This is a genomic window from uncultured Lutibacter sp., from assembly GCF_947495725.1.
In the GTDB taxonomy this organism is placed as follows: domain Bacteria; phylum Bacteroidota; class Bacteroidia; order Flavobacteriales; family Flavobacteriaceae; genus Lutibacter.
Map to the genome: position 1 here is coordinate 110,400 of NZ_CANLZZ010000008.1, position 11,302 is coordinate 121,701.

Consider the following 11,302-nt stretch of genomic DNA (forward strand, 5'->3'; position numbering starts at 1 on the left):
TTGAGGTGTTATTTATTTGTTTTTGTCGGCCTGCCTAGATATTGAGTTTGGTTAAAAATTGTAAATTCTAGTAATATTGAATCCAATTAAGAAATCGCCATTAAAAAAATCATATTGATTGTACATGTAGTTCTTTTGCTGAACTAATGCATTGTAATTTGTAAGCATTAATTGAAACTCATGCGCTGATGTTGCAAATTCAAACCCTAAACTAATTCCCGGTTTTGGATCAAACTGACTATTGTCAAATTTTGTAATTGGTTGGCTATAGTCAATTAAAATAGAAGTTTGTGGACTAATTTTGATTCTGCCTCCAAAAGCAACAGAAACTAAATCATTTTTCATATCAGGGTGCACCAGATTAAAGTGTGAAATACTTGGAGCTATTTGAAAAGAAATACTCGGACTAAACTTTTTAGCAATAATTAATTGATTGAAGTACGAGTATCTATCTTGAATCATATTAAACTTATCCTTTTTTCTTGCATCAATAGTAAAATTACCATAATAAGAAACGCTAATAGGCATACTATTAGAGCGTGTTTGTCTTAATAAAGCAACTTTCCAATTAAAATCTTGAAAGCGATTAAATTTGGTAGTTCCATACCCAATTGTAAGTCTTTCGTGAATTCCATAAGCTAAACCAATTCTAATATTAGAATCACCCCAAAAACCGGCTAAATCGTTTCCTGAAGGACTGTTTATTAATCCAAACCTATGTTGCATTTGTACTTCCAATGCATTTTTACTTAGCAATACGTTTGAAGGATTGTCGATTATAAGAGAACTTTCAAAGGCATCTCGCTCTAATTTTTCTTTTTTCTTTTTAGTTTCCTCTTGTGCGTTCACTAAAAAGGGAAGTATTAAAAAGATAAAAAGTAATGTTTTATAATTTTTCATATTCAAAATCTTAAAAATTAATTGTTCTTGGCGCCTTGATTAATCCAAGCCTTTAATAATCCTATTTCTTCAATAGATAATCCGCCATGTCCAGAGGATACTACAGTAATTAATTTACTAACATCTGCATCTTCAGAAATAACATAATCAGGAATTAAAGCATTATATGAATTACCTTCCCTAAGGTCAGGATCTCTATTTTCATTATGACAACCTATGCAATTTGCAGTAAAAATAGGTTGAATGCTACTGCTTAATTCAATTTCAACATAATTAGGATCTGTTGGGTCTGTTGGAATTTCAGATGGATTTAATATATGTTCTGGAATTTCATCGTAATAACATGAAAAGCAAAGAAAACTTAGGCTACTAACTAGAACTATTTGCAATAGTTTTTTCATCTGTCTTGTTTTTTAAATTTATTAACTTGTACTATTAAATTTCAATTTGAAATTTTAAGTTAACCTTATCATTAATGTCATTTATAAAAGTTCAGGAGGATAATAATCTCCTGAACTTTAAAATATCTGACTATTATTTTAATGCTTCAATTGAATTTATAAGTAAAGCTTTGGCGTAATTAGGGTTGTGTACACCTTGACTTTTGTCCTCTTCTAAAGTTTTATAATTCCAAATAGCTTGTGCAACTTTTGCAGGAGCCACTAAAGGATTAGAAGTACCGGCTCTATTTACTCCGTCTCCACCCAATACATAGCCACTGGCATCAATATATTTTTGTTCAAATAAAAGGTTATGTAATTCTTCCATACCTTGAGCAAATGTTTTACCAGTTTCTATCATTACATCGGAAGGGGCTCCATTTGTATGACAAGCTGTACAAGATTGTGAGGTTGGACTCCAAGAATGTAAACCTTCTGATACATCTGAAGATTCTCCCATATGACAACTAACACAAGAAGCGCCAGTTCTATGAGTTGAGGTTCCAACACCTGGGTAGCCAACGGTACCCGAAATATTTGCAGCCATAACACCTTCTACTAAAGTAGCTTGTGGTCCATGATGTGGTCCAAAGCGGAAACTTGTTATTGTGTAATCTCCAGTTGATCCTGGAACAGGATAACTATTTCGAGGTTGGTGACAAGTAATACACATATTGCTTGTTCCTCCAAAATCAATAACTGTAGCCTCGTCAATTACTAAGGTAACAGGGTTAAAAGATCTTAAAGCATAGTCATGTCCATCATTTTCAAAATCAAATGTACTGTGACTTGAGTGGCAGGTTGTACATGAAATAGGAGATGGGTTTGTATATCCTTCAGGGTTAATGGCTCCATTTGTTACATAATCTACATAACCTTCACTTCCATGACATTGTGCACAACTAGTGCTAGAACCTCTTGCGAAGGAAGTACCTGTTGCATGACCAGATAAATCAAATGATTCATTTATAGGTGTTCTGTGGCTGTTTGAGTGACAAGCAACACAAGAAGCTGTGCCGTCAACACCATCAATACCGTCAACACCATCAATACCATTTGTGCCATCTGCACCTGCAAATCCAACAGGTCCCATAATAGGGTCACTTGTACATTGAATAAACATTAAACTTGATGCCAAAATCATCAAGAATCCTATTAATTTTAAGTTTTTCATAATATTAGATATTTGTTTGTTTAAAAGCTTATTATAAAGTTAGAGGCTAAATATTTGTTTATTGCTGATTTTTATCATAAAACAAAAATTTTTAAAATACTGATAGTCAATGTTTAAAGTCTTGTTTAGAATGGTTTTAAGTTATTTATGGTAAAAAAGTGTGAAAAAAAATTCTAGTAACGTAATATTAGTTACATATTATAAGTGTAACTAACAGATGTAAAAGGAGTTAGTAATTTGCTGTTATTAAATCACTAAAATATAGGTGGTAATTATGGTAATATAATAAATACGCGTAATGTTTTGGCGGGTATTTTATGAATAATTAAAATCTAAATTTAGAGCTTATTTTAATAACCAAAAAAAGCCGAACTATTAATAGTTCGGCTCTTTTTAATCTGTTTTTTAACGAAATTTATTTATCTAAAATCTTTTTGTTTTTTAATTTTTCATCAACTATGGTAGAATTACGTAATTGCACAGGATCTTTTCTTTTCTTCATTTTTAGATTTATAAATTCAACAAATAAAGAGAAGAAAATAGCAAAGTATAAATATCCTTTAGGAATACTATGAACTGGATTTCCAAAAAATTCAAAATGAGCTAAATGTGAACCCTCCGCTAATAACATAACTCCTATTAACAGTAAAAATGACAATCCAAGAATTTGAATAGTTGGATGTTCATTCACAAATTTACTTACCGGACCAGCAAATATTAACATAATTATAATGGACACAACAATTGCAATAATTATAATTGCCATACCTCCAAAATAACCAAAACCTACAGGTGGTAAATCAAAACTTACTAATCCAATAGCCGTTAAAATACTATCAAATGAAAATACTAAATCTAGCATAACAATTTGAAAAATAGCACTAGATATAGTTTTACTAGCTTTTGCTTTTGTTCCCTCTTCTTCACCTTCTAATTTGTGGTGAATCTCGGCAACACTTTTATAAAGTAGAAATACACCACCTGCTATTATTATTAAACTTTGACCGGTAATTCCGGCATTAAGCCAATTTGTATCTATTTTAAAAATAACAGTTTGCAGTCTTAGTACCCATGAAATACCAAACAACAAAGCAATTCTAAAAACCATGGCTAATAACAGTCCAATATTACGAGCCTTTGGTCTGTCTTTTTCTTCTAGTTTGTTTGAAACAATTGATATAAACACAATGTTGTCTATACCTAAAACAATTTCTAAAAAAATTAACGTTAATAAAGCAATCCACGTAGAGCCTTGTAAAAAAATCTCCATAGCTTAATCTAATATTTTAATTATTTCTCCTTTTTGAATAAAATTTGAATGTCCAATTACAGCTTCAAACTCATACGAGTTTTTTTCTATATTGGTTATTTTAATATGAATTGGATCTTCATCAATAGCTGTTTCTGGATTTATCATTTTTAATGTGTAATTAAAATTGTTTTTCCAAGTTATTAATAATGTGTCAATTCTATCTTCATATTTTTCAATTTGAATAGAGTCTTGCCTAATTATTACTGTTTTTTCGTAACCTTTACCTCCTGGAATTTCGAAAGTTCCAGTTTTAAATCTATCAGGGTCTAAGGGTTCGTTTTTACAACTTAATATAAGGGTAAATACTGCAATAATTAAAACAATCTTTTTCATATGTATTTTATTAAATTCCTGTATAATTACTTGGGGTAATAGCTTTTAATTCAGTTTTAATTTCTGAAGAAACATCTAAACTATCTATAAAATCGGCCATTGATTTTTGAGTGATTTTCTCGTTAGTTCTTGTCAATCCTTTTAATGCTTCATAAGGATTTGGATATGCCTCTCTTCTTAAAATTGTTTGAATTGCTTCTGCAACTACAGCCCAATGGTTTTCTAAATCTTCAGCAAATTTTGCTTCGTTAATTAATAATTTATTCAATCCTTTTAACGTAGAAGTAAAGGCAATAATTGTGTGCGCAAATGGAACTCCAACATTTCTTAAAACGGTTGAATCTGTTAAATCGCGTTGTAAACGAGAAATAGGTAATTTTGCTGAAAGATGTTCAAAAATTGCATTTGCAATTCCTAAATTTCCTTCCGAATTTTCAAAATCAATAGGATTTACTTTATGTGGCATAGCAGACGATCCAACTTCACCTTTTTTAATTTTTTGTTTGAAATAATCCATAGAGATATAAGTCCAAATATCTCTGTTAAAGTCGATTAAAATGGTGTTGATACGTTTTTGCGCATCAAAAATTGCTGCAATATGATCGTAATGTTCTATTTGTGTGGTTGGAAAAGAGTGGTGTAAGCCTAAAACTTTTTCAACAAAATGAGTCCCAAAAGCCTTCCAATCTATGCTCGGATATGCAACTTTGTGCGCGTTAAAATTACCAGTTGCCCCACCAAATTTAGCAGCGTAAGGTACATTTTGTAATAGCTTTACTTGTTGCTCAATACGTTCAATAAATACTAATATTTCTTTTCCTAAACGTGTTGGAGATGCCGGCTGACCATGTGTTCGTGCTAACATTGGAATATCGGCCCAAGCAACGGCTAATTGTCTAAGTTTTTCTAACAAAGTTGCTAACTCAGGATAATAAACAATATCAAAAGCATCATTTATTGACAATGGTGTAGCTGTATTATTTATGTCTTGAGACGTTAATCCAAAGTGAATAAATTCTTTATAAGCTTGTAAACTTAATGCATCAAATTTTTCTTTAATAAAGTATTCAACGGCTTTTACATCGTGGTTTGTAATACTTTCAATATCTTTAATTTTTTGAGCATCAGCTGGAGTGAAATCAATATATATTGCTCTTAATTGAGGGAAAAGTGAGTTGTCGAAATTTACCAATTGTGGCAATGGAATTTCGCACAATGCAATAAAATATTCAATTTCTACTTTTACTCTGTATTTTATTAAGGCTTCTTCCGAAAAAAAAGGCGCTAAACTTTCTACTTTACTTCTGTATCTACCGTCAATTGGAGATATTGCGTTTAAACTTGTTAATGACATCTTTTAGTTTTGTGTTGAAAAAAGCAAAATTAATGATTTTAAGCTAAAAATGTTAGATTTATTTATTGTTTATAAGGTCTAAAGTAATCTTACCGCGCGATTTATAAGCAGCGCTTTCTTTTAGATTGTTATGTTGAAGAATTAATTTTAGTTCTTGATGTGCTCAATCATAATTTTACCCAACAAAAGTTGGTATATATTTATATTTAATTTAAAAAATTTATTATTATGAAAATTAGATTTTATATTGTTATGATATTTGTTGTAACTTTTATTATAAGTTGTGATACAGAAACAAAGATTACATATGCCGATGAATTTGTAGATCTTACGGATACCGAATTACAAGAATTTATAAGTAATTATGATTTACCTGAAGGTGTTGTTGACTTTAATGAAAAAGCGAAGATCAATGCTAAAAGCGGGGATAAAAGCTATAAAATTAATTTGAAAACATTGGATGAGTACTTAAGTAGTTTGGAAGCATATGAAAACTCTAAATCAGGTAAATTGTCAAGAGAGATGTATAATCATTTTAAAACTATTGATTCTAAATCAGATGATGAAATAATTGCTTTCTATAAAGAAATTGATTTAAAGTATGATGAAAATTGTTTTGCTACCTTTGTTAAGGTAAATGAAGATGGCTCATACACGCTTAAAGAGTTTCAAAAGTAGAGAAAAATGATATAGTTTAAATAATAGAAAACTAAATTATTAGATTTGGTTTTCTATTATTAATTTTAAAGTAATCTTACCACGAGATTTATAAGCAGCGCTTTCTTTGGGGATGTTCTGCAAAATAATAAGTTTTAATTCTTCGTGTACCCAATCATAGTTTTTCCCAAACAAAAATAACGTATTCATAGTGTACGCTTTTGTAGCAACTTTATGATTACTAATCATCCAATCGAAACCAGCTTCAATAATCAAATCAATATGTGTGTTTGTTAATGATTTTTTTATCGAATTAGGCGTTCTTTTATTAAAATAAATTGCTAAAAAATTACAAATTTTAGAGATAGGCCGAACGGCACTATCAAATTTTACAGTTCCAATATTTTTACAAAAAGTATCTAAATGTGGAATTATTAAGTTTATGTTTTGTTCGCAAACAAGCTCTAGTACCCAAGAGGCTTTAATTGAAAGTTTATTATCTACTTCAAAAGTAATTTCAACCAAATATGGAATTAACTGAGGGTTGTTTAAAACAACATCTCTAACACGATTACGATTTATTCTTAACGCAGTGCCTAAATTTTCCAATTCATTAATTAAAATGTCTTTATTCATTTCCCTCTTTGTCCTTCTTTTTTGGTGTTAATTTATACATTAAATATCCAAAGGCCACAACAACATGTAAAATTACCACAATAACTAAAGTATAATACCAAAAATTTGAAATACCCATTTATTTTTCGTTAAAAAGAAAGTTTATATTTAAATTTTAAATTTACAATTTATCATTTTTTAGATTGTAACTTTTGTTTTTTATTTTAAATTTTGTTCGCAAGCAAATATTAATTACTAAGTTTAAAAGATTTTTTTATAATTATAAATAAAAAAGCAGTACTTGCGTTTAATTATTAAATAATATAAAATGAAGAAAATACTATTGGGGATTCTAGTTTTTGTTGCGCTAATTCAGTTTATTAGACCCGAAAAAAATAGTTCTAAAGAGGATATAAATCATATTTCAAAAGAAGTATCAATACCAATAAATGTTCAGGAAATTATAAAGATTTCGTGTGCCGATTGCCATTCAAATAATACAGTTTATCCATGGTATAGTAAAATAGCACCAATATCGTGGTATTTAGCAATGCATGTTAATGACGGAAAAGAGCATTTAAATTTTTCGGAATGGACCTTGTATAACAAAAATCAAAAAGCACATATTTTAAAAGATTTAAAAGAAGTACTTAAAAATCATAAAATGCCATTGCAAAGCTATTTATGGTTGCATAAAAATGCAGAGTTAACAAATAAACAATATGCAGAACTGTTAAATTGGACTAACTCAATTATAATAGAATAATTTAAAAATGAAAAAGAAAATAGTTTACATATTAGGTTTTATTTTTTTACTTGTAAATCAACTAAATGCACAAGAAAAAATAAATCAATTTGATTTAAATGGGAAAAGAGATGGAGTTTGGAAAAAATATTATTCTAATAAAAATATTAGATACCAAGGCACATTTAAATCGGGTAAAGAAGTTGGTGTTTTTAAATATTATAGCATTATAAGCTCTAAACATCCAACCATAATAAAAACGTTTTCAGAAAAAAGTGACTTAGCAAAAGTAAACTTTTACACATTTGAAGGTGTTTTAGAAAGTTTTGGTGAAATGAAAGGAAAAAACAGAATTGGAACCTGGTTATATTATTATCCCGATAAAACTTTAATGATTGAAGAAAACTACAAAAATGGCCTGTTAGATGGAACATATAAAAGTTTTTATAAAACAGGAAAACCAAATGAAATTTTTAACTATACAGCTGGAAAACTTAATGGCAATGCAAAGCGATACGCAGATAATGGTTCAATTTTAGAAGATTTGTACTATAAAAATGGAAAGTTAGAAGGTGAAGCTAAATATTACAATATAAATGGAGAATTAATTTATTACGGAAATTATGAAAACGACGAAAAAGTTGGTAAGTGGAAATACGTAATAAAAGAAGAAAATGAAACTAATAATAAATTAAAGCAATAGTTAATTTGTAGCATTTTTAATTAAATTTTGAACGAAACAATAACTACTAAAAACTTATAAATTGGACATATCGAAAATATTTGATAATAATAAAGTTTGGATTTCTACTAAACTTAAAAATGATACAAACTACTTTAAAAATCTTGGGAAGGGGCAACAACCTGAAATTTTATACATTGGTTGTTCTGATAGTAGAGTTACAGCCGAGGAATTAATGGGCGTAAATCCAGGGGAAGTATTTGTACATAGAAATATTGCTAATATGGTTCCTAATATAGATTTAAACGTAATGTCTGTTATTAATTATGCTGTAACCCATTTAAAAGTAAAACATGTTGTTATTTGCGGCCATTATTCATGCGGTGGAGTAAAAGCAGCAATGCAATCTTCAGATATGGGTATTTTAAATCCTTGGTTACGTAATATTAGGGATGTTTATAGGCTACATCATACCGAGTTGGATTTAATTGAAGATGAATCTAAAAAGTACGATAGGTTAGTAGAGTTAAATGTTCAAGAGCAATGTGTTAATGTGTTAAAAACAGCTGCTGTTCAAAAAGCAATGTTAGAAAAAAGAATTACCGTACATGGTTGGGTATGGGATATTCATACCGGTAAATTGGTTGATTTAATGATAGATTTTGATAAAATTCTAAAGGATATTAGAGAAATTTACCGTTTATCAAATAATTGAAAATAATTAATATTTTACTGTAATTATTTAAATTCTACCAACAAAAATTGTTTTTTGTTAAAGCAAAAGTTACAATTTAAAGACTTTAAAATAATGTTGTTAAAAAAATAATAAGTATATTTGCGCTAATATAATATTTAAAAATTTTAATAATGAGTAAAGGCACAGTAAAATTCTTCAATGAAACTAAAGGATTTGGATTCATTAAAGAAGACGACTCAAACAAAGAACATTTTGTACACATTTCTGGTTTAATCGATGAAATCCGTGAAGGTGATGAAGTTGAATTCGATTTACAGGAAGGTAGAAAAGGAATGAACGCAGTAAATGTAAAAGTTATTTAATATAAATAATATACCTTTTAGAGTGTTAAGCCTATCAATTTATTGATAGGCTTTTTTTTTGTTTTAAATATATTGTAGAATAAATATAATTAGTATTTTCACTTTTATGATACAAAAAGAAACAAAATTTAAAGATAGGATTCAATTACCTTTTTACTTTGATGTAAAAAAAATGATTGCTGAAATTGAAGATCTTAATTTGGCCGATTTTATATATTATAATGTATTACCGTTACGTTCACCTGCTCATATTGTAGATCCAACAATACCCTTTCCTCCTCCAGCAGAAGATTATGCAGATGGTACTTGGACCGAGTGGTTAGATACCGATTCATTAAAAAAATCGCCGTATTTAACCAGTGTAATAGATTTTTTTCGTGAAAAAACAACAGTAACTTTAGTAAGGTTATTACGTTTGGAAGCTGGAAGCATTGTTAAAGAACATACAGATCCAACATTGGGAATTGAAATTGAAAAGTCTGTAATTCGGTTAACCATTCCAATTTTAACAAATAATGATGTTATATTTTATCTTAATGGAACTCCTGTGCCAATGAAAACAGGAGAATGTTGGTATTTACGACTAACAGACCCGCATAAAATTAATAATAAAGGAACTAGTGAGCGGATTAATTTAACAATTGATATGATACCAAATGAATGGGTTAGATCGGAACTAAAAAAAGCTAATTTATAAGGTGTTTTCTTCTTTTAAAAACAAAAAACATTATTCAAGAATTAACATTTTCTTCATAAAAGGAATGCTTAACTTTGCAAATTAAATTTAGTAAAATGAAAAGAGTAATTGTAGGCTTGTCTGGAGGTGTAGACAGCAGTGTTGCTGCGTACTTATTAAAAGAACAAGGATATGAAGTTATTGGTTTATTTATGAAAAATTGGCACGATGATTCGGTAACTATTTCTAATGAATGCCCTTGGTTAGAAGATAGTAACGATGCCATGATTGTTGCCGATAAATTAGGAATACCTTTTCAGGTTGTAGATTTAAGTGAGCAATATAAGGAACGTATTGTAGATTATATGTTTAATGAATATGAAAAAGGACGTACACCAAATCCCGATGTTTTATGTAATAGAGAAATTAAATTTGATGTATTTCTTAAAATTGCATTAGATTTAGGAGCAGATTATGTGGCTACGGGACATTACTGTAGAAAAGGAGAAGAGGTTATTAATGGATCACCTGTATACAAATTGTTAGGTGGAGTTGATGGAAACAAAGATCAATCTTATTTTTTATGTCAATTATCGCAAAAGCAATTATCAAAGGCTTTATTTCCTATTGGTGAATTAACAAAACCTGAAGTTCGAAAAATTGCAGCAGAACAAGATTTAATTACTGCCGATAAAAAAGATTCTCAAGGTTTATGTTTTATTGGTAAAGTGCGTTTGCCCGAATTTTTACAACAAAAATTACAACCTAAAGAAGGTGTTATTGTTCAAATTCCTGAGAATTCAGAAATTTATAACAGAGAAATTCCAATATTTAATTCAAAAGAAGAAGAATTAGCATTTTACGCTACAAAATATAAGTATTCAATAACTGATGGTAAAATAGTAGGTAAACACCAAGGCGCACATTATTTTACAAAAGGACAACGAAAAGGATTGGCAGTTGGAGGAACTAAAGAACCTTTATTTGTTATTGATACCGATGTAATTGAGAATGTTATTTATACAGGTGAAGGAAAAAATCACAAAGGACTTTACAGAAATGTATTGTTTGTATCTAACGAAGAGCTTCATTGGATTCGTAAAGATTTGGAATTAAAAACAGGAGAATCATTATCTGTTTTATCTCGAATTCGTTACCGTCAAAAACTAGAAAAAGCAATATTATATAAAGTTGAAAATGGTTTGTATGTAGAGTTCGAAAACATGCAATCTGCAATAACTGAAGGACAATTTGTTGCTTGGTATATAAATGAAGAATTATTAGGTTCTGGTGTAATAGCATAAATATTACAATATTTTATTTAAATAATTAGCAGTAATTTAGTAGCATAATAA

Annotated in this window: 15 protein-coding genes; 7 read left to right on the forward strand and 8 right to left on the reverse strand. The window is 29.1% G+C overall.

The genetic code is table 11. The annotated features are described in order from the left end of the window. Positions 1-51: 51 nt before the first annotated feature. The 6 genes from Q0776_RS16720 to purB all read right to left on the reverse strand — a co-directional run bounded on the left by Q0776_RS16720 (position 52) and on the right by purB (position 5,513). A complete protein-coding gene (locus Q0776_RS16720; RefSeq protein WP_298370815.1) occupies positions 52-900 on the reverse strand; it encodes a DUF5777 family beta-barrel protein in 849 nt (282 codons plus the stop codon). Between the two features lie 17 nt (positions 901-917). Next, positions 918-1,301 carry a hypothetical protein gene (locus Q0776_RS16725; RefSeq protein WP_298370817.1) on the reverse strand — a complete coding sequence of 128 codons (384 nt, stop codon included), beginning with the start codon at positions 1,299-1,301 and terminating at the stop codon, positions 918-920. 133 nt (positions 1,302-1,434) lie between these two features. Beyond that, the gene (locus Q0776_RS16730) at positions 1,435-2,514 is read right to left on the reverse strand and encodes a hypothetical protein (protein ID WP_298370820.1); all 1,080 of its coding nucleotides are present in this window, start codon (positions 2,512-2,514) and stop codon (positions 1,435-1,437) included. 415 nt (positions 2,515-2,929) lie between these two features. Next, positions 2,930-3,784, reverse strand: a complete 855-nt coding sequence (locus Q0776_RS16735) for a TerC family protein (protein WP_298370822.1) — start codon at positions 3,782-3,784, stop codon at positions 2,930-2,932. A gap of 3 nt (positions 3,785-3,787) precedes the next feature. Next, positions 3,788-4,159, reverse strand: a complete 372-nt coding sequence (locus Q0776_RS16740; RefSeq protein WP_298370825.1) for a hypothetical protein — start codon at positions 4,157-4,159, stop codon at positions 3,788-3,790. A 10-nt stretch (positions 4,160-4,169) separates the two neighbouring features. Then, the gene (purB, locus tag Q0776_RS16745) at positions 4,170-5,513 is read right to left on the reverse strand and encodes an adenylosuccinate lyase (RefSeq protein ID WP_298370828.1); all 1,344 of its coding nucleotides are present in this window, start codon (positions 5,511-5,513) and stop codon (positions 4,170-4,172) included. Between the two features lie 228 nt (positions 5,514-5,741). On the opposite strand from purB, the gene Q0776_RS16750 reads away from it, so the two are divergent. Beyond that, positions 5,742-6,191 carry a hypothetical protein gene (locus Q0776_RS16750; protein ID WP_298370831.1) on the forward strand — a complete coding sequence of 150 codons (450 nt, stop codon included), beginning with the start codon at positions 5,742-5,744 and terminating at the stop codon, positions 6,189-6,191. Between the two features lie 39 nt (positions 6,192-6,230). Here Q0776_RS16750 and Q0776_RS16755 read toward each other — a convergent pair whose 3' ends face one another. Both Q0776_RS16755 and Q0776_RS16760 read right to left on the reverse strand, forming a co-directional pair. Then, positions 6,231-6,806: an adenylosuccinate lyase gene (locus Q0776_RS16755; RefSeq protein WP_298370834.1), complete on the reverse strand. Its 576-nt coding sequence runs from the start codon at positions 6,804-6,806 to the stop codon at positions 6,231-6,233. Beyond that, positions 6,799-6,924, reverse strand: coding sequence for a hypothetical protein (locus Q0776_RS16760; RefSeq protein WP_298370837.1), 126 nt, complete (start codon positions 6,922-6,924; stop codon positions 6,799-6,801). The genes Q0776_RS16755 and Q0776_RS16760 overlap by 8 nt, the downstream gene beginning before the upstream one ends. 189 nt (positions 6,925-7,113) lie before the next feature. Here Q0776_RS16760 and Q0776_RS16765 point away from each other — a divergent pair, with 189 nt between their 5' ends. The 6 genes from Q0776_RS16765 (at position 7,114) to mnmA (ending at position 11,251) form a co-directional block, all read left to right on the forward strand. Beyond that, positions 7,114-7,551: a heme-binding domain-containing protein gene (locus tag Q0776_RS16765; protein WP_298370840.1), complete on the forward strand. Its 438-nt coding sequence runs from the start codon at positions 7,114-7,116 to the stop codon at positions 7,549-7,551. Positions 7,552-7,558: 7 nt separating this feature from the next. Beyond that, positions 7,559-8,233: a toxin-antitoxin system YwqK family antitoxin gene (locus Q0776_RS16770; protein ID WP_298370843.1), complete on the forward strand. Its 675-nt coding sequence runs from the start codon at positions 7,559-7,561 to the stop codon at positions 8,231-8,233. A gap of 61 nt (positions 8,234-8,294) precedes the next feature. Beyond that, positions 8,295-8,927 (forward strand): carbonic anhydrase, encoded by a 633-nt coding sequence (locus Q0776_RS16775; RefSeq protein ID WP_298370846.1) that lies wholly within the window; start codon positions 8,295-8,297, stop codon positions 8,925-8,927. A gap of 152 nt (positions 8,928-9,079) precedes the next feature. Next, complete coding sequence (locus tag Q0776_RS16780; RefSeq protein ID WP_115882507.1) at positions 9,080-9,271, forward strand: cold-shock protein; 192 nt, start codon at positions 9,080-9,082, stop codon at positions 9,269-9,271. Positions 9,272-9,377: 106 nt separating this feature from the next. Beyond that, complete coding sequence (locus tag Q0776_RS16785) at positions 9,378-9,968, forward strand: aspartyl/asparaginyl beta-hydroxylase domain-containing protein (protein ID WP_298370851.1); 591 nt, start codon at positions 9,378-9,380, stop codon at positions 9,966-9,968. A gap of 80 nt (positions 9,969-10,048) precedes the next feature. Beyond that, positions 10,049-11,251, forward strand: a complete 1,203-nt coding sequence (gene mnmA, locus Q0776_RS16790) for a tRNA 2-thiouridine(34) synthase MnmA (RefSeq protein ID WP_298370966.1) — start codon at positions 10,049-10,051, stop codon at positions 11,249-11,251. The last annotated feature ends 51 nt before the right edge of the window (positions 11,252-11,302 follow it).

Coding starts and splice junctions, on each gene's coding strand:
- purB (WP_298370828.1), bottom strand. CDS start 5,513: ATGTCATTAACAAGTTTAAACGCAATATCTCCAATTGACGGTAGATAC.
- Q0776_RS16740 (WP_298370825.1), bottom strand. CDS start 4,159: ATGAAAAAGATTGTTTTAATTATTGCAGTATTTACCCTTATATTAAGT.
- Q0776_RS16785 (WP_298370851.1), top strand. CDS start 9,378: ATGATACAAAAAGAAACAAAATTTAAAGATAGGATTCAATTACCTTTT.
- Q0776_RS16750 (WP_298370831.1), top strand. CDS start 5,742: ATGAAAATTAGATTTTATATTGTTATGATATTTGTTGTAACTTTTATT.
- Q0776_RS16780 (WP_115882507.1), top strand. CDS start 9,080: ATGAGTAAAGGCACAGTAAAATTCTTCAATGAAACTAAAGGATTTGGA.
- Q0776_RS16720 (WP_298370815.1), bottom strand. CDS start 900: ATGAAAAATTATAAAACATTACTTTTTATCTTTTTAATACTTCCCTTT.
- Q0776_RS16735 (WP_298370822.1), bottom strand. CDS start 3,784: ATGGAGATTTTTTTACAAGGCTCTACGTGGATTGCTTTATTAACGTTA.
- Q0776_RS16760 (WP_298370837.1), bottom strand. CDS start 6,924: ATGGGTATTTCAAATTTTTGGTATTATACTTTAGTTATTGTGGTAATT.
- Q0776_RS16770 (WP_298370843.1), top strand. CDS start 7,559: ATGAAAAAGAAAATAGTTTACATATTAGGTTTTATTTTTTTACTTGTA.
- Q0776_RS16730 (WP_298370820.1), bottom strand. CDS start 2,514: ATGAAAAACTTAAAATTAATAGGATTCTTGATGATTTTGGCATCAAGT.
- Q0776_RS16755 (WP_298370834.1), bottom strand. CDS start 6,806: ATGAATAAAGACATTTTAATTAATGAATTGGAAAATTTAGGCACTGCG.
- Q0776_RS16725 (WP_298370817.1), bottom strand. CDS start 1,301: ATGAAAAAACTATTGCAAATAGTTCTAGTTAGTAGCCTAAGTTTTCTT.
- Q0776_RS16765 (WP_298370840.1), top strand. CDS start 7,114: ATGAAGAAAATACTATTGGGGATTCTAGTTTTTGTTGCGCTAATTCAG.